The sequence below is a fragment of the Amphritea japonica ATCC BAA-1530 genome, assembly GCF_016592435.1.
Lineage (GTDB): Bacteria > Pseudomonadota > Gammaproteobacteria > Pseudomonadales > Balneatricaceae > Amphritea > Amphritea japonica.
Map to the genome: position 1 here is coordinate 3,677,166 of NZ_AP014545.1, position 25,751 is coordinate 3,702,916.

The 25,751-nt window shown below is 48.9% G+C and carries 23 protein-coding genes; 10 read left to right on the forward strand and 13 right to left on the reverse strand.

Translation table 11 applies throughout. The annotated features are described in order from the left end of the window. Positions 1 to 116: 116 nt before the first annotated feature. Positions 117 to 785, forward strand: a complete 669-nt coding sequence (locus tag AMJAP_RS17005; RefSeq protein WP_156815246.1) for a hypothetical protein — start codon at positions 117 to 119, stop codon at positions 783 to 785. A 461-nt stretch (positions 786 to 1,246) separates the two neighbouring features. Here the strand turns inward: AMJAP_RS17005 and AMJAP_RS17010 are convergent, their stop codons facing one another. The 4 genes from AMJAP_RS17010 to trxA all read right to left on the reverse strand — a co-directional run bounded on the left by AMJAP_RS17010 (position 1,247) and on the right by trxA (position 5,608). After that, a complete protein-coding gene (locus AMJAP_RS17010) occupies positions 1,247 to 2,284 on the reverse strand; it encodes a 2Fe-2S iron-sulfur cluster-binding protein (RefSeq protein WP_019622780.1) in 1,038 nt (345 codons plus the stop codon). Continuing rightward, positions 2,277 to 3,758, reverse strand: coding sequence for a 4-hydroxy-3-polyprenylbenzoate decarboxylase (ubiD, locus tag AMJAP_RS17015; RefSeq protein WP_201356393.1), 1,482 nt, complete (start codon positions 3,756 to 3,758; stop codon positions 2,277 to 2,279). The genes AMJAP_RS17010 and ubiD overlap by 8 nt, the downstream gene beginning before the upstream one ends. Positions 3,759 to 3,818: 60 nt before the next feature. Continuing rightward, a complete protein-coding gene (gene rho / locus AMJAP_RS17020) occupies positions 3,819 to 5,078 on the reverse strand; it encodes a transcription termination factor Rho (RefSeq protein WP_019622778.1) in 1,260 nt (419 codons plus the stop codon). A 203-nt stretch (positions 5,079 to 5,281) separates the two neighbouring features. Then, complete coding sequence (gene trxA, locus AMJAP_RS17025; protein ID WP_019622777.1) at positions 5,282 to 5,608, reverse strand: thioredoxin TrxA; 327 nt, start codon at positions 5,606 to 5,608, stop codon at positions 5,282 to 5,284. Between the two features lie 242 nt (positions 5,609 to 5,850). Here trxA and ppx point away from each other — a divergent pair, with 242 nt between their 5' ends. Next, positions 5,851 to 7,368 carry an exopolyphosphatase gene (gene ppx / locus AMJAP_RS17030; RefSeq protein ID WP_019622776.1) on the forward strand — a complete coding sequence of 506 codons (1,518 nt, stop codon included), beginning with the start codon at positions 5,851 to 5,853 and terminating at the stop codon, positions 7,366 to 7,368. Positions 7,369 to 7,640: 272 nt separating this feature from the next. Here ppx and AMJAP_RS17035 read toward each other — a convergent pair whose 3' ends face one another. The 4 genes from AMJAP_RS17035 to yrfG all read right to left on the reverse strand — a co-directional run bounded on the left by AMJAP_RS17035 (position 7,641) and on the right by yrfG (position 11,512). Further along, positions 7,641 to 9,188: a phosphoenolpyruvate carboxykinase gene (locus AMJAP_RS17035; protein ID WP_019622775.1), complete on the reverse strand. Its 1,548-nt coding sequence runs from the start codon at positions 9,186 to 9,188 to the stop codon at positions 7,641 to 7,643. A gap of 276 nt (positions 9,189 to 9,464) precedes the next feature. Next, positions 9,465 to 10,337, reverse strand: a complete 873-nt coding sequence (gene hslO / locus AMJAP_RS17040; protein ID WP_019622774.1) for an Hsp33 family molecular chaperone HslO — start codon at positions 10,335 to 10,337, stop codon at positions 9,465 to 9,467. 104 nt (positions 10,338 to 10,441) lie between these two features. After that, entirely contained in the window at positions 10,442 to 10,861 is a 420-nt protein-coding gene (hslR, locus tag AMJAP_RS17045; RefSeq protein WP_019622773.1) for a ribosome-associated heat shock protein Hsp15, read from the reverse strand. Next, a complete protein-coding gene (yrfG, locus tag AMJAP_RS17050; protein ID WP_019622772.1) occupies positions 10,862 to 11,512 on the reverse strand; it encodes a GMP/IMP nucleotidase in 651 nt (216 codons plus the stop codon). It lies immediately after the preceding gene. Positions 11,513 to 11,596: 84 nt separating this feature from the next. Here yrfG and nudE point away from each other — a divergent pair, with 84 nt between their 5' ends. Together nudE and cysQ are read left to right on the forward strand one after the other, a co-directional pair. Next, positions 11,597 to 12,145, forward strand: coding sequence for an ADP compounds hydrolase NudE (gene nudE, locus AMJAP_RS17055; protein WP_019622771.1), 549 nt, complete (start codon positions 11,597 to 11,599; stop codon positions 12,143 to 12,145). A gap of 11 nt (positions 12,146 to 12,156) precedes the next feature. Next, complete coding sequence (gene cysQ, locus AMJAP_RS17060; protein WP_019622770.1) at positions 12,157 to 12,975, forward strand: 3'(2'),5'-bisphosphate nucleotidase CysQ; 819 nt, start codon at positions 12,157 to 12,159, stop codon at positions 12,973 to 12,975. Positions 12,976 to 12,991: 16 nt separating this feature from the next. On the opposite strand, the gene AMJAP_RS17065 is transcribed toward cysQ, so the two are convergent. Continuing rightward, positions 12,992 to 13,273: a hypothetical protein gene (locus AMJAP_RS17065; RefSeq protein ID WP_019622769.1), complete on the reverse strand. Its 282-nt coding sequence runs from the start codon at positions 13,271 to 13,273 to the stop codon at positions 12,992 to 12,994. Positions 13,274 to 13,554: 281 nt separating this feature from the next. Here AMJAP_RS17065 and AMJAP_RS17070 point away from each other — a divergent pair, with 281 nt between their 5' ends. Together AMJAP_RS17070 and AMJAP_RS17075 are read left to right on the forward strand one after the other, a co-directional pair. Then, on the forward strand, positions 13,555 to 14,139 hold the full coding sequence (locus tag AMJAP_RS17070) for a Fe-Mn family superoxide dismutase (protein WP_019622767.1): 585 nt from the start codon (positions 13,555 to 13,557) through the stop codon (positions 14,137 to 14,139). Positions 14,140 to 14,265: 126 nt separating this feature from the next. After that, a complete protein-coding gene (locus AMJAP_RS17075; protein ID WP_019622766.1) occupies positions 14,266 to 16,035 on the forward strand; it encodes an ATP-binding protein in 1,770 nt (589 codons plus the stop codon). Here the strand turns inward: AMJAP_RS17075 and AMJAP_RS17080 are convergent. Further along, entirely contained in the window at positions 15,938 to 16,567 is a 630-nt protein-coding gene (locus tag AMJAP_RS17080) for an arylesterase (protein WP_019622765.1), read from the reverse strand. The genes AMJAP_RS17075 and AMJAP_RS17080 overlap by 98 nt on opposite strands. Between AMJAP_RS17080 and AMJAP_RS17085 the strand changes: the two genes are divergently transcribed. Beyond that, entirely contained in the window at positions 16,566 to 17,252 is a 687-nt protein-coding gene (locus AMJAP_RS17085; RefSeq protein WP_019622764.1) for an ABC transporter ATP-binding protein, read from the forward strand. The two genes, AMJAP_RS17080 and AMJAP_RS17085, sit on opposite strands and share 2 nt — an antisense overlap. 1 nt (position 17,253) lies before the next feature. Continuing rightward, positions 17,254 to 19,716 (forward strand): ABC transporter permease, encoded by a 2,463-nt coding sequence (locus AMJAP_RS17090; protein ID WP_019622763.1) that lies wholly within the window; start codon positions 17,254 to 17,256, stop codon positions 19,714 to 19,716. 19 nt (positions 19,717 to 19,735) lie between these two features. Here AMJAP_RS17090 and AMJAP_RS17095 read toward each other — a convergent pair whose 3' ends face one another. Then, entirely contained in the window at positions 19,736 to 22,357 is a 2,622-nt protein-coding gene (locus tag AMJAP_RS17095; protein ID WP_019622762.1) for a DUF748 domain-containing protein, read from the reverse strand. 267 nt (positions 22,358 to 22,624) lie between these two features. Between AMJAP_RS17095 and AMJAP_RS17805 the strand changes: the two genes are divergently transcribed. Further along, positions 22,625 to 22,750 (forward strand): hypothetical protein, encoded by a 126-nt coding sequence (locus tag AMJAP_RS17805; protein ID WP_261872442.1) that lies wholly within the window; start codon positions 22,625 to 22,627, stop codon positions 22,748 to 22,750. 71 nt (positions 22,751 to 22,821) lie between these two features. Here AMJAP_RS17805 and rpiA read toward each other — a convergent pair whose 3' ends face one another. Then, positions 22,822 to 23,493 carry a ribose-5-phosphate isomerase RpiA gene (gene rpiA / locus AMJAP_RS17100; RefSeq protein WP_019622760.1) on the reverse strand — a complete coding sequence of 224 codons (672 nt, stop codon included), beginning with the start codon at positions 23,491 to 23,493 and terminating at the stop codon, positions 22,822 to 22,824. Positions 23,494 to 23,648: 155 nt separating this feature from the next. On the opposite strand from rpiA, the gene ilvA reads away from it, so the two are divergent. Next, positions 23,649 to 25,169, forward strand: a complete 1,521-nt coding sequence (gene ilvA / locus AMJAP_RS17105; RefSeq protein ID WP_019622759.1) for a threonine ammonia-lyase, biosynthetic — start codon at positions 23,649 to 23,651, stop codon at positions 25,167 to 25,169. A gap of 70 nt (positions 25,170 to 25,239) precedes the next feature. Here the strand turns inward: ilvA and AMJAP_RS17110 are convergent, their stop codons facing one another. Continuing rightward, positions 25,240 to 25,740 (reverse strand): hypothetical protein, encoded by a 501-nt coding sequence (locus tag AMJAP_RS17110; protein ID WP_040404898.1) that lies wholly within the window; start codon positions 25,738 to 25,740, stop codon positions 25,240 to 25,242. Positions 25,741 to 25,751 lie beyond the last annotated feature (11 nt).

The window sequence follows — 25,751 nt, forward strand, 5'->3', positions numbered from 1 at the left end:
CTTCATGTTAGCTATCCTGCTGATATATAAAACCAAAGTAATCTTTAGCTAATTAAATCTTAGGAATTATAGTGCCAAGGGGCTCTATAACTAGCTGTTAAATTCTAGGGAAGAACATGAAGTGTTGGGCGAAAAACGTATCTCCCTGTTGTAATAAGCAATCTAGCGAGCACTATATCTCAAAGGGACTTTTCAGCGATAAGATGCTTTTCGTTGAAAATGCTCCTTTTCTTGGTGGAGCTAGTAAAGAGATTTCAAAGGCTTCTCTAACTAGAAATTGCCTGTGCAAGAGGCATAATGAAAGGCTTTCCATATATGATGCTGAAGCGATTCATTATGGAGAATCTCTGAGGTATTGCTTAGAGCTATCTATCAAGAGAAGAAAATCAAACGCAAGAAAGTTCAGTCTGCACACAAAAAGTATCAATTACGATCGTTTCAATCGTTGGTTCTTAAAAACCTACTTGGGTTTAGCTGAATTCTTCAGATATGACTCGGCAATAGACAAAGAAGAATTAGCAAAGCTAGTGTATTCAGAAACCTCTATTAAGCACTACCTGCATTTAGAAGTGGCAATGGAAATACAAGAGGACTTCCAAATAAAGGAATCTGTATCTATCGCGCCATTAGAGAAAAATGAGAAGACAATCGGCATGCAAGTAGAGCTATATGGTATCCGACTTAATGGAGTATTCTCAGATAGACCTGAACATATTCAGAAACCTATCAAAATAAGGTTTAATGAGCATAAACAAGGCCCATCTTGCATGGTCAAGTTCGGATGAATTTAACAAGGGCCAGCAATGGACCTGCAAATCTGTCACTTAAATTGCTGGCGCAATTACGTGCCATAGATCAATGGGGTCAGAGTCATTGATTTTCTAGCAGTGTAACGACCGATTTTTCTAGCAAGGGCGCAGCCCGTCTAGCAAGCAACGTGCTCTTCGTTGCGGTCTTCGTTCTTAGACGTGGCAGGATTTCTTGAGCTGTTTGCCGGATTAAACTGCACAATCAGGCATCTGGATTACGACCAATCCCCCGAGTTACACACCTACTTAATTGTGCAGAAAAATTAACCTCTGAGTTACTCATGCTACATCGCCGTGGGGGCACAGCTCCTACAACAAAAAAGAGAGCCATCGGCTCTCTTTTTTCTATGCTCTTTCTAGCAAGGGCGAAGCCCGTCGAGCAAGTCGCGCAGCGACATCTAGCAAGCAACGCGCTCTTCGTTGCGTTCTAAAGACGCTTACTTCTTCCGGGGCGCGTAAGCAAAGACGTCAGAATGAATCTGTTCGTCCTGCAAACCTTTGGCCTCACACGCGTCGGCCAGCGCATAAACCATGCCCGGTGAGCCACTGGTGAAGATCTCAACATTCTCAAAGTTGTCAAAATCAGCCACGATGGCATCCGGCAGTAACGCGCTGCGACCGGACCAACCGGGGCTATTGTCTGGCTCGCTAACAACCAGATGAACGTGAACATTAGTATGTTCAGCAGCCCACTGCAAAGGCAGTTTCTCCAGATAGAAATCCGCTTCTACCCGGGCGCCCCAGTAGATATGAATCGGGTTTGTAACCTGATTCGCCAACAGGTGTTCTGCGATGCTCTTAATCTGCGAAAAGCCAGTACTGGCAGCGGCCAGAACGATTACTTTATCGGCGGCCAGCTGACTGGCTTCCAGATAACAGTCACCTTTTGGCAGTTCGATCTTCACGCTGGAGTTATTCTTCAGGTGATCCATGATCGCCATCGACAACTCACCTTCCGGCGTACAACGGATATGTAGTTCGATATCGCTACTGAAGTCCGGTGCACTGCCGATAGAAAAAGCGGCGCGACGCGCATCGGGTAGAATCAGTTCAAGATACTGTCCCGCATGAAACTCTGTTGCCTGACGACCGGTAACCGGCAGATGCAGGCGCACCCGGTACACTTCTTCATTTAGCGACTCTACCGACGCAATATCACAAACCAGTTCTTTCACTTGTATCTCTCCAGGGCGTAATAACCCTTTTATTCTCACCCGAATATCACTGCAAGGGACGGCGGTACAGGCAAATATTTGCGCTGGCGTCTGCCCCTCTTCTAACTGCAGCGCCAGCTCAGGGTAGCGCTGCTGTACACTGCCACGTAGCAGTGTTGTTTTACAAATTTCACAGACCCCGTTACGACAACTGAAACGCATCGTATAGCCGGCATTTCGTAAGCTATCCAGTACCGGTAAACCCGGCTCTGCACTAACTTCATGGGTATCGTTAACGGTGATAGTAAAACGATCACTCAAGCGGTATACCTAATTGATCCCAGATGTCGTCTACCCGTTGCTTCACTTCAGGAGTCATCACAATCGGTTCGCCCCACTCACGCTCTGTCTCACCGGGCCACTTGTTGGTGGCATCCATTCCCATCTTCGAGCCCAGTCCGGAGACCGGTGAAGCAAAATCCAGATAGTCGATCGGAGTGTTGTCGATCATGGTGGTATCCCGAATCGGGTCCATCCGTGTAGTGATCGCCCAGATAACGTCATTCCAGTCCCGGGCATTAATATCATCATCACAAACAATGACAAATTTGGTATACATAAACTGCCGCAGGAAGGACCAGACGCCCAACATCACCCGCTTAGCGTGACCCGGATACTGCTTCTTCATGGTCACGACCGCCATTCGGTAAGAACAGCCTTCCGGTGGCAGGTAAAAATCGGTAATTTCAGGAAACTGCTTCTGCAAAATGGGGACAAACACCTCATTCAGCGCCACACCCAGTACCGCAGGCTCATCCGGTGGACGGCCGGTATAAGTGCTGTGATAGATAGGGTCAGGCCTGTGAGTAATACGCTCAACGGTAAACACCGGAAAGCTATCCACCTCATTGTAGTATCCGGTATGGTCACCAAAAGGACCTTCATCGGCCATCTCTTCAGGGTCGATATAACCCTCGAGGATGAACTCTGCACTGGCAGGCACTTGCAGGTCGCTGCCAATGCATTTGGTAATTTCAGTTTTACCACCGCGCAGCAAGCCGGCAAACGCATATTCTGACAAGGTATCCGGTACCGGCGTCACCGCACCTAAAATCGTCGCAGGATCGGCCCCTAGCGCAACGGCTACCGGGAAATTTTCCCCTGGATGCTGCTCTTTCCACTCACGGAAATCCAACGCTCCACCCCGATGGGACAACCAGCGCATGATCAGCTTATTTTTACCGATCACCTGCTGCCGGTAGATGCCCAGATTCTGACGTTCTTTGTAAGGCCCTTTGGTGATCACCAGCGGCCAGGTAACGAGCGGGCCAGCATCCCCGGGCCAGCAACGCTGTACCGGAATAGTCCCCAGATCAACAGCGTCCCCTTCAATAACATGAGTCTGACAGGCCGCATTACGGACCTTCTTCGGCCCCATATTCAGCACCTGCTTGAAGATCGGCAGCTTTTCCCAGGCGTCTTTCATCCCTTTGGGCGGCTCTGGCTCTTTCAACATCGCCAATAACTTGCCCACTTCTCTCAGGCTGGAAACATCTTCCTGTCCCATCCCCAGCGCCACGCGCTTAGGAGTCCCAAACAGGTTAGCCAGTACGGGATAGTCATAGCCTTTAGGATTTTCAAACAGCAGCGCAGGGCCTTCCGCGCGTAACGTGCGATCGCAGATCTCAGTCATTTCCAGATCGGGATCAACTTCCGTCGTAATACGTACCAACTCACCCTTCTGCTCCAGGCTGTTGATAAAGTCGCGCAGGTCTTTATATTTCAGATTTGACATAGTTTTCAGCAATAAAAAAGGGCAAGCCGTAAGCTTACCCTTTCAGAACAGAGATATGAATCAGGAACGACGCATAGAGAGGAAGAATTCGTCGTTCGTTTTGAAGTCTTTCAGCTTATCAAGTACAAACTCGATAGCAGCAGAATCTTCCATAGGATCCAGCAGCTTACGCAGAATCCACATCCGCTGCAGCTCCTCTTCCGAAGTCAGCAGATCTTCACGACGCGTACCTGAGCGACGGATATTGAAGGCTGGGTAAACCCGCTTCTCCGCTACTTTACGGTCCAGATGTACTTCAGAGTTACCGGTACCTTTAAATTCTTCGAAGATAACTTCATCCATCTTCGAACCGGTATCAACCAATGCCGTAGCGATGATAGTCAGGCTACCACCCTCTTCGATGTTACGCGCAGCACCGAAGAAACGCTTAGGGCGCTCCAATGCGTGCGCATCTACACCACCAGTAAGTACTTTACCGGATGATGGAATCACGGTGTTGTAAGCTCGGGCCAGACGCGTAATAGAGTCTAGCAGGATCACTACATCCTTCTTATGCTCGGTCAGACGCTTAGCCTTCTCCAGCACCATTTCAGCAACCTGGACGTGACGTGAAGGCGGTTCATCGAAGGTCGACGCTACCACTTCACCACGGACTGTCCGCTGCATTTCGGTAACTTCCTCAGGACGCTCATCAATCAGCAGTACGATAAGATGAACTTCTGGGTTATTACGGGTAATCGAGTTAGCGATATTCTGCAACATCAGCGTCTTACCCGCTTTAGGCGGCGACACCAACAATGCACGCTGGCCTTTACCCATCGGGCAAACCAGATCGATAACACGGGCAGTCAAATCTTCTGTACTACCGTTACCCTGTTCCATTTTCAATCGATCCTGCGCAAACAGCGGCGTCAGGTTTTCAAATAGAATCTTATTCTTAGCATTTTCCGGCTTATCAAAGTTGATCTGATCAACTTTTAACAACGCGAAATAGCGTTCGCTGTCTTTCGGCGGTCGAATCTTACCGGAGATAGTGTCACCGGTACGCAGATTAAACCGGCGAATCTGGCTCGGTGATACGTAGATATCATCAGGGCCCGCAAGGTATGAGCCTTCCGCTGACCGCAGGAAGCCAAAGCCATCCTGCAGGATTTCCAATACGCCATCACCATATATGTCTTCGCCACCTTTAGCATGACGCTTAAGGATCGAAAAAATCACATCTTGTTTACGGGAACGACCGAGGTTATCAAGCCCCATCTCTTTTGCTATTTTTAGCAGTTCGGGAACGCTTTTCTTTTTAAGTTCAGTAAGATTCATAGGTATATGTGTAGGAAGACAGGTCAAGGCCTTGAGCGGAACAGCTAGCACCGTTCAGGTCAGATTGATTTGAATAAAGAAACCAGGTTTCTGGCACAGAAATAAATATTTGGAGAAGACACTATAATGCGTTGATCAAAAAGAGTCCAGTAAATCAGGGAGCAAACCATGATCTCGGTCACTCCCTATAATTTTAGTATCTTTTAGATACTATCTTCGATAAATGCAGCCAACTGAGACTTAGACAACGCCCCGACTTTGGTCGCTTCAACCGCGCCATCTTTAAACAACATCAGCGTTGGAATACCGCGGATACCAAACTTTGGTGGCGTTTCATTATTCTCATCGATATTCAGCTTACAGACTTTCAGCTTACCATCGTAATCTTTAGCGATCTCTTCCAGAACCGGCGCAATCATTTTACAAGGACCACACCACTCTGCCCAGTAATCAACCAGTACCGGCCCTTCCGCTTTCAATACATCGTCTTCGAAGGAGGTATCAGTCACGTTAACAATATTTTCACTCATACAAAGCCTCTACCGTGAGATTCACTCAAATATAATATCCACCGATCATACCACTGTCTTTAAACGGTTGTGAATACTCGGGCGCATTGAACAACATTTATACGCATTCGATAATGCCGCGGCAGTGATGCGAATAGCGCTGAAAGCCACTGTAAGTTACAGCTAGCTATCACAAGGCTATACTCTAATCAGTCATCATTATCTGGTAAGCTAACCCAAACAACACCTTGAACCCTATCTATATGAATCAAGAAACTGCCAGTTTTAACCCTTCAGAATCCTCCCTGTTAGCGGCTATCGACCTGGGCTCTAACAGCTTTCATATTGTCGTTGCCAAACTGGTCCAGGGGGAACTTCAACCCATCGATCTGTTGTCCGACAAAGTTCAACTGGCTGCGGGCCTTGATGAAAACCGGATGTTAACCCCGGAAGCCCGGCAACGAGGGCTTGACTGCCTGGAACGGTTCGCCCAACGGGTGCGGGATATACCAGAACAACAGATCAGAATTGTAGGCACCAACGCACTGCGGGAAGCGGTCAACAGTGATGAATTTATCCAAGACGCCGAAAAACTGATGGGCTGCTCCATTGAAGTGATTGCCGGAATTGAGGAAGCACGGCTAATCTATCTTGGGGTTTCCCACACCCTGGCCGGTAACCATGGCCGCAGGCTGGTGATCGACATTGGCGGCGGCAGCACCGAGTTTGTCATCGGCGAACGCTTTGAACCCCTTGAACTGGAAAGCCTTGAGATGGGCTGTGTTAGTTTCAATAAGCGCTACTTTGCCGACGGAGTTATTAGTGAGAAAAGCTTTCAGCTGGCGGTTTTTGGCGCACTGCGGGAACTGCTCAGCATTAAACGCAAGTATCGCCAACAGGGCTGGGAGGATTGCGTTGGCTCTTCCGGCACTATAAAAGCGGTGCGCAATGCCTGTATTGCACTGGGCTATTCCACTGACAAAATTACCGCATCAGCCTTACAACAGCTGAAAGAAAAAATTCTTAGTTACAACCATGTGGACGAGATCGACATTGAAGGCCTGAAAGAACAGCGTCGCGCCGTATTTCCTGCGGGCATCGCTATTTTATCCGCCGCATTTGAGTCTCTGGGCATTAAAGAGATGAGCTTATCAGAAGGGGCCCTGCGAGAAGGTTTGCTCTACGATATGGCAGGACGCCTACGCCATGAAGATGTGCGGGAACGCAGTATCAACGCGATGATACAGCGCTACCATGTCGATCAGGAGCAGGCGGGGCGGATTGAGCAAACCGCTCTCATAGCTCTGACCCAGGTGCGGGATAACTGGCACCTTGAGGATAACGAATACCATAACATGCTCAGCTGGGCCGCCCGCTGTTGCGAATGCGGCCTGACAATCGCCCATAGCCAATACCACAAACACAGCGCCTATCTACTGCTCAATTCAGACCTGCCAGGCTTTACGAAACGACAACAGGTTCAGCTGGCAGCGATGGTTCGGGACCACCGACGCAAGTTTTCCCTTGCAGGCTTTGAGCAGATGCCCGCACGAGAAAGCAAGCACTTCAGTCGCCTGACCATACTCCTCAGACTCGCCTTTGTTCTACACCGTAACCGCAGTCGCGAACGCCTGCCCGCGTTTTATCTGAGCGCCGACAAAAATGAACTCTCTCTCCGCTTTCCTGACAACTGGCTCAGCCATCAACCCCTGACCCAAACAGATCTGGAGCACGAAGCCGCTTATCTCGCGAATGCGGGGTTCTCTCTTACGTTTAAGTAGCCAGGAATTTAGTAGCTAGACGTCACAAAAAGCATGACTTGCTAGACGCGGCTTCGCCGCTTGCTAGTGGCTAGGAAGAGCGGTTATGGAGGAATTCTGGGCTTTTTTGCCCTTAAAGCAATACCTTACAAGGTGTAAAGTAAGCTTACTCTAATCGGGTGGGTTGAACGTTTTTTCTAGCCACTAGCAAGTCGTGTTCTTTGCGACGTTCTAGCAACTGATCTAAACAAAAAAAGGCTCCCGAGGGAGCCTTTTTTTTGTGCAAGTCGTCTTTAAGCTTGTGGACCTGCAGCGATGATCGCTTCTGCTACACCTTCAAACTTCGTAAAGTTAGTAGTGAACTGACCAATCAGGTCATTCGCAGTCGCATCGTATGCACCTTTATCTGCCCATGTATCACGTGGATTCAGCAACGCAGAATCAACACCCGGTACAGATGTCGGAACAGTCAGGTTGATACCCGCCAGGTGCTGAGTCGGAACATCGATCAGTGCACCATCCTGAATAGCCGCAATGATGCCACGAGTCGTCGGGATATTAAAACGAGAACCAGTACCGTAAGCACCACCGGTCCAGCCTGTATTTACCAGGTATACCTGGCTATCAAACTCTTCAATTCGCTTGATCAGCAGGTCAGCGTATTCGCTCGCTGGACGCGGGAAGAAAGGCGCGCCAAAACAAGTAGAGAAGGTAGATTTAATACCACCGCCTGAACCCATCTCCGTAGAGCCAACCAACGCAGTGTAACCAGACAAGAAGTGATATGCCGCTGCTTCTTTAGACAGGATAGACACTGGTGGTAATACACCTGTCAGATCGCATGTCAGGAAGACAATTGCTTTAGGCTCACCGCCTTTGTTCTCTTCAGTACGCTTTTCAACGTGCTCCAGAGGGTATGCGCAACGTCCGTTTTCAGTCAGCGTAGTATCGCAGTAATCAGCAGTACGCGCGTCATTCAGCGTAACGTTCTCTACGATCGCACCGAAACGGATAGCATCCCAGATAATAGGTTCGTTCTTCTGACTCAGGTCGATGGTCTTGGCATAGCAACCACCTTCCAGGTTAAAGACAACACCTTTACCCCAACCGTGCTCATCATCACCGATCAGGTAACGATCCGGATCAGCAGACAAAGTCGTTTTACCGGTACCAGACAGGCCGAAGAACAACGTAGTATCGCCATCCTCGCCAACGTTAGCCGAGCAGTGCATCGGCAGAACATCTTTCTCGGGCAGCAGGAAGTTCTGAACAGAGAACATCGCTTTTTTCATTTCACCGGCATAACGCATGCCTGCCAGCAGTACTTTGCGCTTAGCAAAGTTGATGATCACACAGCCATCGCTGTTAGTACCATCACGCTCAGGCTCACATTCAAAGCCTGCAGCGTTAAAAATCTGCCACTCTTCTTTCGCCTTAGGATTAAACTCTTCCGGACGAATAAACAGGTTCTGGCCAAACAGATTCTGCCATGCAGTTTCTGTTGCCATCTCTACCGGCAGGTATTGATTAGTGTCAGAACCAACATGAACATGAGATACGAAATGCTCGCGAGCAGCCAGATACTCTTCAACCCGAGCCCAGAGTGCATCAAACTTATCAGCATCAAACGGACGGTTGATGGGGCCCCAGTGAATCGCATCTGAGGTACTGGCTTCGTCAACGATAAAACGGTCCATAGGAGAACGGCCTGTACGCTTACCGGTTATAACAACCAGTGCACCAGTATCAGCCAGAGTTCCTTCACCACGCTGAATGGCTTTTTCAACTAGTTGAGCCGGGCTCAAATTTACGTGTACAGTGTTCACGGTTTCTTTGCTCATTGCTTGATTCCCTTGGCGTCTAGCCAAAAAAAATTATTTACCTGATTTATGCAGCCTGACCCCTGTTTTTTTTGGAATTCCTGCCGGAAAGCCAACGGGGCCGTTGTTATAAGGAGGCGTATTATGTCAAAAAAGCGAGCAAAACACCATCAATTGAGAACCTTTCCTAACTAGCTCAAAAATACTAAAAAAACGTTCTAATATTAAGCGCTTAGATCTCTTTGGTTATCTGCCTTCAATCAAGCCTTCAGACTAAGTTACTAATTTAATTTTGCCTTAATGTAGCTGATCTGACCCTTTGATATTGGCACTATCAGAGAACATCAGGGTGATATCAGCCTGATCAAAGCTATATCGTTCATTACAGAACTGACAATTAACATCGATGCTACCCTCTTCCCGGACAATTTCTTCAAGTTCATCCTGTGTTAGGTAGCGCAGAGCATCTGCAGTACGCTTACGGGAACAATCACAGTTGAATTGCAACGCTTCCGGATCATACAGACGACAATCTTCTTCATGAAACAAGCGGTGCAATATTGTTGCATTATCCAGTTCCAGCAACTCTTCATCGGTCAGCGTGGACGCGAGAAAGCTAAAATGCTCCCAATCTGTCTGAGAATCACCTTTAGCCGGCATCACCTGTAACAGGAAACCCGCGGCACGCTGCTCATCCGCAACCAAATGAATCTGGGTTGGCAATTGTTCGGAACGACTAAAATAAGCTTCTAGACAATCGCTCAGCTGCTCACCTTCCAGAGGGACCACCCCCTGATAACGTTTACCCTGGTCTGGCTCTATCGTAATGACCAACTGCCCACCCCGTAACAGTTCACAGAACTCAGCTTGCTCAGGCAGCTCTCCGTCAAAGCGGGCAATCGCTCGCAAATCCCGCTGATGATTACACTCTGCCATCAACACTTTCACCTGATTTTCACTCTGCGCCTGGAGTAATAACCGGCCATCAAACTTTAGCGTGGCACTCAGCAGACTAACTGCCGCCATCATCTCACCCAGTAACTTATTAATCAGGGCAGGATACTGGTGATGCTCTATCGCTTGTTGATAGCTCTGCTCCAATCCGGTCAGTACACTGCGGATATCTGCTTGTTCGAAAAGAACTCTTTGAAGCTGGTCAGAACTACTCATATCGATCTCTGAAACTCTGTCTTTGAATGGCGATCCGGTGCGATAACTCGTTGCAATAACTGAGCCCCCGGAAAAACTGAAATTTTATCACAACGCTTGTCGGGCTAGCGATCCTTAAACTGCATAATCTTCCGCCGATCTTTCTTGTTGGGGCGATGCTCGGGGCCTAAATTCCCACGCATCACTTTACGCTGTGCGGTAGCCTCTTCCCGCTGTTTGATACTCTCCTCTGTTTCCTGATACAGCAGCTGTGCCTCGGGGGCTCCGCGCCGCTGGTCAGACACGGCCTGAATTACCACGACTTTCTCATCATAGCCCTGCCGAATAATCAGCGTGGCACCAATTTCAACATGCCGGCTACACTTACCCCGCTGACCTTCATAATGGACTTTGCCACCTTCAACCGCCTGTTTAGCCGCCCCCCGGGTTTTAAAAAACCGGGCCGCCCAAAGCCATTTATCCAGCCGAACCTTCTTTTCCGCTTTTGGCTTGTCCTGATGATGTTCTTGCTTAGGCTTATTCATCTACTTTTTAATTATCTCATTAAAGTGTTCTATCGCGTTGAAATCACTGATATCCCGCCCAGGTTTTTGACTATCGGGTTGAATAATACTCAATAAATATGCGATACCGTATTGCCGGGCGGAAGCCAAAACGGCCAGGCTATCATCGACCAATAACGTTCGACTCGGATCAAAAGGCTCCTCTTCCTGAAGCCGGTGCCAGAAACCCTGATGCTCTTTCGCTACCTGATAATCATGAGAACTAATAATCCGATCAACCAGCTGATCCAGCCCTGTCTCTTCTAATTTCAGTGTCAGACTATCCCGATGCGCATTGGTCACAATAACCCGTCGGATGCCTTCTCCCTTCAGGTGCTCCAGAAAATCGTGAACATGGGGGCGAAAAGCGATCCGTTCCCGAATCTCAGTTTTCAGTGCTTTAATATCTACATTAAGTTCACGGGACCAGTAGTCCAGGCAGTACCAGTTCAGAGTTCCCTGCTCCTGCATAATCCGCTCATGCAACCACTGAGTCGCCTCTACCCTGTCAATACTGTGTAGCTCGGCATAGCGAACAGGCAGATGCTCAAGCCAGAAAAACGTATCAAAGTGCAGGTCTAAAAGGGTGCCATCCATATCCAGAAGCACCGTATCAATATTTTGCCAATCCATATAAAAAGCCAGCGCCTCAGGTTAAGATTAAGGAGCCTGCTCGCAGACTCCTTAACGACATTGAATGCCGAGGAACGGATCAGTATGCCTGTAAAACCGGATATTTTGAAGATAACACCCGCCACTAAAAGCCGACTCTTTCAGGTTGAACAGATCGAGTTGCGCTTTTCTAACGGTGTGGAGCGTACCTACGAACGCCTGGCCAATAAGGGCCGAGGCGCAGTCATGATCGCAGCCATCGATGAAGCACAAAACGTACTACTGATTAAGGAGTACGCTGTAGGCCTTGAAGACTATCTGCTCACTCTGCCTAAGGGCCTGATCGATCCTGGCGAAGACGCCTTTCAAGCGGCTAACAGAGAGCTGAAGGAGGAAGCTGGTTTCGGCGCCGAGCATCTCACGTTCATCAAGCAGATGACGTCTGCCCCCAATTACATGGGACACAAAATCACGACAGTACTCGCGCAAGGACTGTTCCCTTGTCGTTTACAAGGCGACGAACCTGAAGAGATGGAAGTGGTTCGCTGGCCCATTAGCCAGCTGGATGAGCTGTTTCGCCGGGATGATTTTTCCGAAGCCAGAGCAATTGCTGCCCTCTACATGGTCAGAGAACAGCTCCAGAAAAACGAATAAAGGCCCTCTCGATGAATCAGCAGACTCTCTATAACGCCGTTCTGGGCGTAGCCCGGCAGGCGGGCGAAGCTATTATGCAGGTTTACCGCCGGGACGATCACGGAATTCAGGAAAAAGCTGATAAGTCCCCCCTCACAGAGGCCGACCTTGCGGCTCATGAAATAATTAAAAAGGGTCTGGCACAATTAACCCCCAAGCTCCCACAACTCAGCGAAGAGGATACTGAGGTTCCGTACTCAAGCAGGCAGCATTGGGAAAGCTTCTGGATGATTGATCCATTGGACGGGACTAAGGAGTTTATCCGCCGCAACGATGAGTTCACCGTTAACATCGCTCTGATTCATAACGGCCACCCAGTCTTCGGCGTGATCTGTCTGCCAGTGTCCGGCATCTGCTACATTGGAGGTCAGCAGATGGCGCCCGTTAAACTGATTCCAGGGCAGCCTTCTCAGCCACTTCAATGTCGGCCGCTGCAGCAACCCGTCAAAGTACTGGCCAGCCGACGCCATAAAAACGATCGGGACCTGCCTTTTCTGGAAAAAGTAGCTCAGCAGTTTGGTCCGCTTCAGATTGACAACTACGGCAGCTCACTGAAAATGTGCGTTATCGCAGAAGGCTCAGCTGACCTATACCCTCGCCTATACCCTACCTGTGAATGGGATACTGCGGCCGCGCAGGCAATTCTGGAAGCCGCCGGAGGGATGATGCTGAGTGGCGATGATCTTCAGCCGCTGAGATACAATAAGCCCAGTCTGCTGAACCCTGATTTCTTTGCTCTGGGTGATCCGGGCTTCCCCCGGCAACTGCTGGGAGCAAAGCCCTCCACCTGAACCCGCTAGCTCAGGACTATGGCGCTTTACACGCCCGCGCGCCGACACGAACCGTCTCTTCAACTTTTCGCTGTACCGCTGGGTCAGTAATAGTACCCTGCATAATACGTTCGACATCTTTATCACTGAAATTCTTATGCACATAATCCGACAGACAGCTGCACTGCGCTTCGGTTGCGGTTCCTCCCGCCATGCACCCCTCTTTAAATGGCGTCCAGGTTGTTGACGTCAGATATTGAGTTTTTACCGTAAACACCACCAGCAATACAGCTGCAATCCAAAGAAAAACTTTACCCATAGCCGCTAGTCGCCTGCTGTCTAATTATGATCGGGAGATCGATTCTAACAGCTCTAATACATCTGTCAGCAAACTTTAGTCTGATATAAATAGACCCACCCTGGATTTCTCCATTTGAAATAAGGGGTTTTACGGGCAATGAAAACGTCTTTTAAGGATGCTATGATTCTGCACAAACAGGCCTTGGGAGGTCTGCAGCGCTTGAAATATTACAACAATGACCCAATTTATATTACAGATTCACTATCTATGCTGAACCTGACACTAAAAGGTAACTACTTATGAGCTTTGAACTACCAGCACTGCCATTCGCCAAAGATGCACTGGAACCTCACATCTCTGCGGAAACTCTGGACTTCCACCACGGCAAACACCACAACACATATGTTGTTAAGCTGAATGGACTGGTACCAGGAACTGAATACGAAAATAAATCTCTTGAAGAGATCATCATGTCAGCGCCAGCTGGCGGCGTATTCAATAACGCAGCTCAGATCTGGAACCACACTTTCTACTGGAACTGCCTGTCACCAAATGGTGGCGGCGAGCCAACAGGCGCGGTTGCTGATGCAATCAACGCTAAATGGGGTTCATTCGCAGCATTCCAGGAAGAACTGAACGACAAAGCTGTAAACAACTTCGGTTCAAGCTGGACCTGGTTGGTTAAAAATGCTGATGGCTCACTGGAAATCGTTAACACCAGCAATGCCGGTACTCCGATGACTAACGGTCAGACTGCTCTAATGACAGTCGATCTGTGGGAACACGCTTACTATATCGATTATCGTAACGTTCGCCCCGACTACCTGAAAGGTTTCTGGGCACTGGTTAACTGGGACTTTGTTAACCAGAACCTTGCTGCTTAATGACTGATAACATCAGACTGAAAAAGACACCTTAGGGTGTCTTTTTTTTTGCTCCGGAACAAAATAGTTTACACTAGGCAGATGATATGGATTTCATAAAACCGGTTACGGAACTTAAAATAGATCATGCAACGAAATTTTTTCCCGTTTATTACAACCGGCTGGCTCCTGCTTACCTTAATTATGGTTGGGCTAAGCCTTTACGCCGATTACACTAATCTGAAGAAAAGTGTCAGCAACGATGCACAATTCGTCTACGCATCCGTTTATGAAAAAGCCTATATAAACGAAGTACTACTACAAAGTTTCAGCGTTCTGGTCTCCTCATTACCCAACGATCATGAAGCGATCCGCAGCTTTGCCAACGAAATGCGCAAGCGGTATCCGCATATAGAACGACTACAGATACAGCAACAGCAAGTGCCCTTCACTACCAGCTACGGCAAGGCCACAGAGTATAATTTAGACCCCACCAGCGATGAGTTCAATGCGCGTTTCCCTATTACATTTATAGAGCCTTTAAACCCCGATACCCGCTACCTGCTAAAGAAAGACCTGTTGTCCGATCCCGTTTTCGCGAACACCATACGTTTTGCCCGAAAATACCATCAACCCATTACCTCTCCCTCGTTCAAACTGGACGAGCAACAGAATGCTTATGGGCTTTTCTTAGCATTCTTTGAGCGTAATACTCCTCCCTCAGGCCTCAACCTATATATCGCATCATTAGTGATTAATATTGAGGGAATGCTTCCCAATACAAATTTCCTCTCAAAGCACAGCAGTATTAAGTTAATGGATGAGAGCGGCCTGATACTTGACCAGCATCTGTCAGATCAGGACATCCAGCCAACGTCCTGGCTGCCGCAATTAGAGGAACAGCGCACCATTAACCGCTTCGGGCAATCCTTCCAGCTACAGATTTCCCACCAGTTTGGACTAAAAAACATCAACCTGAGTACGTTAATGATTCTTCTCTGCTGCTCACTTGCGGTATATATCCTGTTAATGGCCTACCTGCGTCAGAAAGTTCAAACAGCGATAGAGCATTCGACGCTCTACGCCACGCTTAATACTGAACGACAGCAGCTTGAAACCCGTATTCATACCCGTACCCGTGAGCTCAGGGAGCAGTTGATAGAAAATCGTCGCCTGACACATCAGGTCCTCGCCGTACAAGAGCGTGAACGCCGTAACCTGTCCAGAGAACTCCATGATGAACTGGGGCAGTCTCTAACCGCCATTCGGACCGATGCTAAAATACTCAAACGTATCCACCCCGAAGAGAGCAGCATTGTGAATCAGACGGCGGAATCGATCGATGCGATTGCACAGAATATATACGACGTCACTTACGGCATGATGCGCACACTGCGCCCCTCTGCACTGGATGATCTGGGACTGGTTGACGCCCTTCAGGAGTGCATTATTTCCACCCGTTTTAATGAACATGGAATAGCACTGCATACTGACTTTAGGGGGGCACTGAATGAGATGTCAGAAGACTACAATATCACTCTGTTCAGACTGACCCAGGAAGCATTCAGTAACATTATCAAATATGCCAAAGCCCGTAATGTCTGGATTGATATCCATAGAGTATCCAAAGGTAATCGCAAAGAGATCAACGGCGACCGACTAGAGATAATGATCAGTGATGACGGCATCGGCTTCGACATTGAAACCGAGGCATTCAAGAAGGGCTTTGGCCTCATAGGAATGCGCGAACGGGTCAGAGCGTTAGATGGAGTATTTCAAATCCGCCACAACCACGATCGCGGCACTCGAATCATCGCTATCATCCCCCTTCTTGCCGGACCTGAGAGGGAGATTGAAGCAACCCGATCAGAGGCAGCCATAGCTGGTCCAGCAACACCGGTTGGGCTTTTGCATTAGGATGTAAGCCATCCGCTTGCATTAATTCAGGCTGTAAAACGACTGGGGCCATAAAAAAAGGAATCATCGGCACTTCCTGCTGTTGCGCTACCGTCTCAAATAACGCCGAAAAACCATCACTGTACCGGGGACCGTAATTAGGTGGAATCCGCATTTCCAGCAGTAACACCTGAGCTCCGGCTGCACGGGCCTGCTCAATAAGACGAGTAAGATTACGCTCTATTAACGCCAGCGGCGCACCACGCAAACCATCGTTAGCACCGAGTTCCAGCACCACCAGCTCAGGCTTATGTTGATCCAAAGCCCTGGGTAAACGCGTAAGACCTCCATGAGTCGTTTCACCGCTAATACTGGCGTTGATGACCTCATAACTAAAACCATTTTTTTCTAACTTCTGATCCAGCAGTGCAACCCAGCCCTGCTGTTGAGGCATCCCATAAGCGGCAGAAAGACTGTCACCCATCACTAAAATGGAACTGCTCCATGCTAAGCTAGACAGAAGTAATAACCAGACCCCAAGTATATTCGACATGCAGACTCCTGAATCCAATGCTGTGCTTATGGCCACCGACTTGAATAAAACCTTTCCCGGTGACAACGGTGGGCTGAATATCTTTAATAATATCAGTATCCGCGCCGATGCGGGCGAGAGTATCGCGATCCTCGGCTCTTCCGGGGCAGGAAAATCGACTCTGCTGAGTATACTCGCGGGGTTGGATGAGCCCAGTCAGGGCAATGTAGTGCTGTTAGGCAAGTCGCTGTCCGGACTGGATGAAGAATCACGCGCGGAACTCCGTTCAAATCACATCAGCTTTGTGTTTCAGTCATTCCAGCTTTTACCAGAACTGAGCGCGCTGGATAATGTGCAGCTCGCACTGGAGATTCAGGGGCATTCCGAACCTTTGAAACAGGCCGGGTACTGGCTTAACCGTGTTGGGCTGGAACAGCGCCATCATCATACGCCGGCACAAATGTCTGGCGGAGAACAACAACGGGTGGCTATCGCACGGGCTTTTGCCACTGAGCCGAGCCTGCTCTTTGCTGACGAACCGACCGGCAATTTAGATGATAAGACCGGCACTGAAATCATCGACCAGCTCTTTGAACTCAATCAACAACTCAACACTACGCTAATCCTGATCACCCATGACGCGTCTCTGGCTCAACGTTGCCAGCGCCGCCTGCAACTTCACAACGGTCAGTTACTGGAGCTATAAGATGAGGTCTAAGCAACTCGTCAGTCTGGCCCTGAAGCAAAGCCGATCAGATTTACGAACCTTCGAATGGCGCGCTTTACTACTGGCCCTGCTACTGGCAACCACGCTCGCCACTTTCCTCACATTACTTGGTAATCAATTAGAGCAAGGACTCAGCCGACAGAGCGCTTCGGTACTGGGAGCAGACTTAAGCCTTAGCGACAGTAAACCCGTTTCAGAAGATCAACTCTTTATAGCTGACGCCCTCAATCTGCAATACACCCATGTTATCCAATTCTCCTCTATGCTGAGTACCGAGGAACAGATATTACTCAGCTCAATCAGAGCGGTGGAAGCTCCCTATCCGCTGCGTGGAGAGCTGCGAACCGATCCTCCACAAGCAACGCCGGTGCCTTTACCGGGCACCGCCTGGGCCGAACAACAACTATTACAGCGTATGGGGGTAGAGGTTGGCACTACTATCAGTCTTGGATACTCCAGTTTCAAAATCACCGCTGCGATTATTAGTTCACCGGATCGGGGCAACGGGTTCCGCAGCTTTAGTCCGCAACTGCTAATCAACCGCCAGGATCTGGAGGCAACCAAAGTCGTTCAACCCGGCAGTCGAATTGGTTATCGTACCCTCTTCAGCGGTACTGAATCACAGATAAGAAAGTACGCTGATCAGCTCAACAAGGCTCTAACGCCCCAGCAACGCCTTTGGTCCGTATATGCAGATCAGCCAATGGCAGCGGGTGCATTAAAAAATGCGTCAAACTTTTTACGGATGACCTCGCTGTTTGGCTTGCTGTTATGCGGTCTGCTGATCACCCTGAGTCTGCGCCGCTATAGCAGTGTTCAATACCGCCGAAGCGCGTTATTAAAATGCTTGGGGCTAAAGCCAAAGCAGGTACTGCACCTCTACCTCATCAAACTCATCTTTGGATGGAGTCTGGCAGCAATACTAGGCTCACTTATCAGTATCATTCTGTTACAGCTAACGGGGTCTCTGCTGCAAACTATCCTGCCTGCTGGGTTGCCCGCTCCGGATTACCGATTGGCCCTGATCGGCCCATTACTCAGTCTGGCCCTGTTATTAGTGATTGGTTTTTCACCATTATTACAGATCAGTCGAATACCGGTTATGGGCCTACTACGTCGAGATCAGCTTAGCCACCAGGGGCTTAGCTGGCCTGCCCGTCTGGTTATTCTATTTCTGACCGGTGTGGTCATCGCGCTTTATCTCGGATCGATCATCAATGCACTGGTCGCTATTCTGTTAACCGTTGCCACTATTCTCGTGGCGGGCCTTTTTGCCAGCTTGTTTCTCCCCCCGGCCGGACGTTTCTTTGCCCGCTATTCACGCTTAGGCCGCTTACTGGGCTTTCGTATACGCCAACAACGACAATGGCATCGTATTCAACTGGGAATTATGAGCCTGTTACTGGCACTGTTAAGTAGCCTGCTTCTAAGTCAGACAGAACTGGTAGACCGCTGGCGCGAACAGATTCCAAAAGACACTCCAAACCAGTTTGTGATCAATATTCAACCCTGGGAGCTGGAGCCTCTGAGTGATTTCCTCCAGCAAGCCGGTCTGTCACCCAACCTTTATCCTATGATTCGCGGTCGCATCACCCGAATTAACGACCAGCTACCCGCCGAGGTTTTAACCCCGGAACAGTTGCAGCATAACTCCCTGAAACGAGAGCTGAACCTCAGCTGGGCAGCTGAGGCACCACAGCATAATCAGGTAATTGCCGGGACATGGTGGCATCCGGAGACTCCGGACAACCTAATTTCAATTGAACAGGAGCTCGCAGAAAGCCTCGGATTGAAACTGGGTGATACAGTCGGTTTTGAAATAGCAGGACAAAAACTCAATGCAACCGTGCGTAATATACGGCAGGTAGAGTGGCGCTCATTCCGACCCAATTTCTATGTCATCTTTAGCCCTAAAGCGATGGCGCAGTATCCACAAACCTATATCACCAGCTTCAAGCTGACCGGAGAACAGGCCGCACTCAGTCGTGAACTGCTTAAACAGTTCCCCGCACTCACCCTGATCGATGTCAGCCAGTGGATCGACCAGGCCAGTGAACTCATTACCCGTCTGATTCAAGCCTCGACACTGGTATTGGGGCTCACTCTCTGTGCTGGCTTACTTCTGGTACAACTGCTGCTCTATCAGGAGCTAGAACAACGGCGTCATGAGAACGCTTTGCTACAGGTATTAGGCAGCACTCCGCGGCAGACAAGACAATTAGATCTGCTGGAATTTGCTTTGCTAGGCTTTGCCAGTGGCGCGATGGCCGCAGTACTGGCCGAGATAATGACGGGATTAATCAGTTTCCAGTTACTGGAACTGCCTCTCATATTACATCCTGTCATCTGGGTGCTGCTCCCTCTGACAGGCTGCGCAATATTTACACTGGGGACGCTGATCAGTCGGCGTCGCAGTGGTTACCAACAACTACAACAAAGCTAAAGTAGCCTCTTCCTTGCAACTATAAACCCAGTGATACACTCGGTAGCGCCTTAGGATCAGCCAATGAAGGAACTGGAAAGCAGGTAAAAAGGCGCTCGCCTTTTACTTTCTTTATCAGTTGCTGCTTCACGCGATCAGCGCGCTGTTGTGCAAGTTCGATCAGGCTCGCCCTCTCCTGCTCTAGCAGTTTTTCAACCGACAGTGGTTTTTCACGCTTCTTGTTTTGTTCTTCCAGTTGCACTTTAAGCAGCAGCTGATCTTGTTGTACCGCCTGGCCACAGATATTCAGGCGCATCCCTTTACGTTCTGTCAGCATTGACTCAATTTTAGTCAGATACCCCCGCCCGTGAGCATCAAGTTCAGCACTGCCTGGGGCAAAAGAGACTGGATCCAAACGAATAAAACTACCGTCGGTCGCGGCATCAACCACCAGACTAATTAGCGTACTGTATGGCTCTAGCGACTTTGTCAGAATACTGAATGCTGCCTTTTTAAGTCCTTTTCCTGCTAACCGCTGTACCACACTTTGCAATCCAAAATTGGGGTCTTCTAAAGACCCGCTAATAGGTACGTCCAGATCGATATTATCATCACCGTCCTGTAGAACAGAGATAGCCGTACCCAGCGGCATTGAAAGCTTTTTACTGAACTTGGCCATCTGTTCCTGATCAGCGGGTTCAACTTCCAGTCGATGTATCTTAATCTCGTTAGTGCCCTTAATCTTGCCAGCACTCAACTCACCCGAGCTATTTAATGCCATCTGCCCATTCTGCAAATAATAACCCGTGTACTGGATGCTATAGGGGCTCAATCGAGGCAACTCAAGCTGTTTAAGCTGACCTTTCCAACTGGCTTTCTCTCCACCACCGGCCAGATTAGTATCCCCCGTCAGATCAAGCGTCGTAAAACCATTCAATTTGAGGCCCAGGTCAAATTTTGCGGGAGTTTTACTGCCGCTATCCAACCCTAGCAACTGAGCTTTAATGATTTGAACTTCACTGTTAAAAGCAGGCTCGGTGCTGTTATCAGTAAACATTACCTTACTCTCACCATTCACCAGTAACTCGCTCACCTGTATTCGCAGAGCAGATTCTGATGATGGTTCAGATTCATCGCCAGGCGATCTAACGACCTCTGTTTCACTCAAGCTGTTTAACCCGGCCTGCAAACGCTCAACATTAACCGGTTTCTTATCTCCGCTCAGTTGTTCCTGAACCAGCAAGTTCTGCAGCGAAACCCGTTCAATCATCAACGCCTTACCTAACTGAAAACGAGTGTTCGTAATATCCATGTTCAGCTGCGCCAGAGTATTATCCGCTGCTGGAGCAACCTTCAGCCCGCTCCCTTTGAGGCCAGCAACGCTGACTTCTTTTGGCAGAGCCAGTTTGATAGCTTTCAGCCGGGCGTCAGCTAACGTCAGCAATACCTGATCATCCTTTAACGCCTTAACCTGCACCTGCGAGAGAGAGAGCTCACCTTCATCGCTGTTAATAACCAGAGGCTGTTCCTGTAGCAACAGTGAAACCGCACCTTGCCAATCGGTATTCGCAACACTTGCCTGCATCCGTTCTGGCTGTTGATAGATCAACTCATCCGCCGTCAGCTGCCCCTTAACATCGACTTTATCCAGACCAGACTCATTAAAAGCCAATCCTGTTGAGCCCTGCCAGTTACCCGCTTTCACATTTACCGACATCGCCTCGGCAGAAAGCTCGAGCCCTGCCAGTTTCAACGCCCCATCCAGCGCGACTGACTCCGGTTTTCCTGAGCGAAGAACCACGTCAGTCGTTCCCTTCCATGTAAGTAACTGCTGACTAACATCAAGGTCAGTCTGATTCCAGCTAAAGTTATCTACCCGAAAACTGCCACTTTGAGCAATTGTAATGCTCTCTCCCATCATCGCCGTTAATTTCAGATCGGTAGTGAGCGTCGCTCGCAACTCAGGCACAAAGGGCGCAGAAAAGGAATGGATTGGCAGTTGATCGAGTTTGATATGCAACTCGGAACGCTTCGCTGCTGTCAGCGGCTGAGCCTTTGTGTCCAGGCTAAAAGGAGCACCATTAATCGCACCGTTAAGAGAGAGATTAGTGATCGCCTCTTCCTGCCACATATAGAAGGTATCCAGGTTACCGTTGTCGATTGACAGCTGATAATCGCCCTCTTTCAGCCGGGCCTGCCAGCTAAAGTCAGCAATGCTGAGACGATTTAAACCAAATAACAGAGAAGAAGGCTCATCCGGTTCTGAGGACTCTTCAGCGGCTGGGGCTGGTAGAGCGATCGGACCTATATAGAAGCGGCTGGACTCTGCGAGCACCTCTTCACGCAGATCAATACGTCCCTCTTCAAGTATCAGGTCACTAATCAGAATGCGTTGTTCCAACAATGATGAATAATCCAGATCGACGATCAACCGGCCCAGCTTTAGCTCGGGCTGATCTGGGGTAATCACTGAGACCCCTTGCAGAGTGACGCGGCCGGTAAACCAGTTCACCGATAAAGAGTGAATACGGGCACTACTCGCCCCCTGATCAAGCAACCATTGAACAGCAAAGTCTCTGCCCAATTGAATAGAAGTATGAAGTAACAAAAAAAACGCCAATAGGGTGATAATACTGCCCTGTAAGAAACCCTTAACACTCATAGTCAGCCCATCTATTCATCTAACATTGTTCTATGATATTAGCAGCTTATTCATCGCCAGAGGAAATCTGACATAACGGAGCAGAACCTTTCAGGAGAGTTGAACACTTCGGGGATTTGCCAGATCAAATGAACTAAGACCAAGTTATAACTACTCAGCAGCGCCTCAGACTGGTAGAATCGCGGCCGAATTGCTTATAAAGATACCTTAAGGTACGGAGCAGTTCGATTCAAAACAGTTCTATCAACGACTTACGGGTGACGTATCATGGCAAACCATGACGAAAGCTTCCGTGACAGCTCAGGCCCAATCTGGTTCCTGATCAATACCGGTGCCCTGGCATGGATCTGCATGCCAGCAATCATCGGCTGGACTCAAATTGTCCAGTGGTAAGCTGCTACGGTTTAAAATAAAAAAGGCCTTCATATGAAGGCCTTTTTTATTTTCTGAACGTTAACACTGAATTAACAGGTTAAAGTCTCAACACCTTCAGGCGTACCCATCAGCACAACATTCGCGCCTCGACGGGCAAACAGTCCATTAGTCACCACACCGACGATGTTATTAATCTGAGTTTCCAGCGCTTCGGGCTGTTCAATCTCAAGTCCATGCAGATCAAGAATAACGTTACCGTTATCAGTTACAACGCCATCCCGGTAAACCGGCATGCAATCCAGTTTAACCAGTTCACGCGCAACCTGTGAACGCGCCATCGGGATGACTTCAACCGGTAACGGAAAACCGCCTAACAGATCAACCTTTTTAGTCTCATCAACGATACAGACAAACTCTTTAGCCACATCAGCAACAATCTTCTCACGGGTAAGAGCAGCACCACCGCCTTTAATCAGATTCAGTCGACCATCAAATTCATCAGCACCATCAACATATACCTCCATTTGATCAACAGAGTTCATATCATAAACTTCGATACCGTGGCTTCGCAGGCGTTCAGCCGTCGCTTCAGAGCTGGCGACTGCCGCTTCAAACAACGATTTAATTTTTGCCAGTTCATCAATAAAAAAATTCGCGGTGGAACCGGTGCCAACGCCAACGATCGAATCACGGCTGAGTTTTGGCTGGATATAAGCAACGGCAGCCTGAGCAACTGCCAGTTTCATCTCATCCTGTGTCATAGTGTGGGAAACCCGTATAAATGTCGATATCTGGCGGTGATTATACGCGGATTAGGCGATATCTTATAGACGAAAACCGCCTCAAAGATTACCATTTAAGGCTAAATTCATACTGAGCTCCATTTCGGATCACAGCAACTAACTGAAAGCACCCGATGGCACACCGATATATAAAGAAAATTCTTGATGCCCGCGTCTATGATGCCGCAATCGAAACCCCACTGGATGAGGCGATGAGTCTCAGCAAGCGGCTGGGTAACCGAGTGCTGCTGAAGCGGGAAGATCTGCAACCGGTGTTCTCCTTCAAGCTCCGTGGCGCCTACAATAAAATGGCCCAACTGTCTGAAGAAGAACGTCAGCGCGGAGTTATTGCCGCATCCGCCGGCAATCATGCTCAGGGACTGGCACTGTCTGCCAAAATTCTGGGTGTCGACGCCACTATCGTCATGCCTAAGACCACGCCGGACATAAAGATTAACAATGTCCGGGCTCTGGGGGCCACAGTTGTGTTGCATGGTGCGGCCTTTGATGAAGCAGCAGCTCACTCCATGAAACTGGTTAAAGAACGCGGTCTGACTTACGTTCATCCCTATGATGATGTCGATGTGATCGCCGGTCAGGGTACCATCGCAATGGAGCTACTGCGCCAGGAAAGCGGTCATATCGATGCGGTATTTGTACCGGTCGGTGGTGGCGGACTGATTTCCGGGATTGCCGTGTATATTAAATACCTGCGCCCGGAAACCAAGGTGATCGGTGTTGAATCGGAAGACTCCGCTTGCCTTAAAGCAGCCCTTGAAGCCGGTGAGCGGGTTATCCTGCCACAGGTGGGTATCTTTGCAGACGGTGTCGCTGTCGCTCAGATCGGAGAAAATACTTTCGATCTCTGTCGCCAGTATGTCGATGAAGTCATCACCGTGAATACCGATGAGATCTGTGCGGCCATCAAGGATATTTTTGAAGACACCCGTTCAATAACAGAGCCGGCCGGAGCACTAGCCGTCGCAGGCATGAAAAAGTACGTCGCTCGGGATGAGGTTGAAGACGCGACGCTGATCGCAATCGATAGCGGTGCAAATGTTAACTTCGATCGGTTACGGCATATTGCTGAGCGTTCTGAATTAGGTGAAAACCGCGAAGCAATTATCGCCGTTAAAATCCCAGAAAAACCGGGCAGTTTTAAGCAGTTCTGTAACGACCTGGGTAACCGTAATATTACCGAGTTTAACTACCGTTATGCTGATGATGAGGATGCACAGATCTTTGTCGGCGTACAACTGCGCAATGGCGGTGATGGCCGTAGAGAGCTGATCGAAGATCTCAAGCATGAGTCCTACAAAGTCATCGATCTGTCCGATAACGAGATGGCTAAACTCCATGTGCGCTACATGGTAGGCGGTCGTGCGCCGGAGTCAGTCACCAATGAAATTCTCTATCGTTTTGAGTTCCCGGAACGCCCGGGTGCGCTAATGAACTTCCTCAAAAAACTGGGGGGGCGCTGGAACATCTCGATGTTCCATTATCGCAACCATGGCGCCGCCTATGGTCGTGTTCTGGTAGGTCTGCAAGTGCCAGCAGAAGAACACCCTCAGGTCTCCGAGTTCCTCGATGATATCGGTTACAACTACTGGGAAGAGACAGAAAACCCCGCCTATAAGCTATTTCTTGGATCATAAGCACTATCGTCTCAATAAAAAAAACCGCCTGATGGCGGTTTTTTTTGCACTTAATATCAAGTCGGCTGTGTTAAGGCATCTCGGGGGAGTGCTCAAAACGATCGGTTAAAAACGCTTTCAATGTAAACAAAATAATTGATGTGCTACCCCAGGTCAGACCGACCACTACACCCAGATCTACAATCCCGCGCCAGGGCTGCTCGAGCATATGAACAAGCTGCACCAGAAGTAAAATACCCACCAGCAGACAATAACTGACAATCATACGCTTGCGCTTTATATCGAAAAAACCCATACAGAACAATGGTGCGAAAATAAAACGTACCGGCGTGACATTATCCCGCAGAAATAACAACCGGGCAGCGACCCGGGGAGAGTAACCTCGCTGGAACCCCTTATAACCCTCTGCAAACCCCATAAACACAACGCTAATAACTAACGCGGCCCAGTGATACCAGCTTAACGAGAACAGGAAAGTATCAAATCCGATAACTCCGAGGCGAAGAATTGCATTGCCAAAAATAAAGGCAATACCAGCAAAACCCCATAAAACTGCAATACGACCCAACACAGGCAAACCAT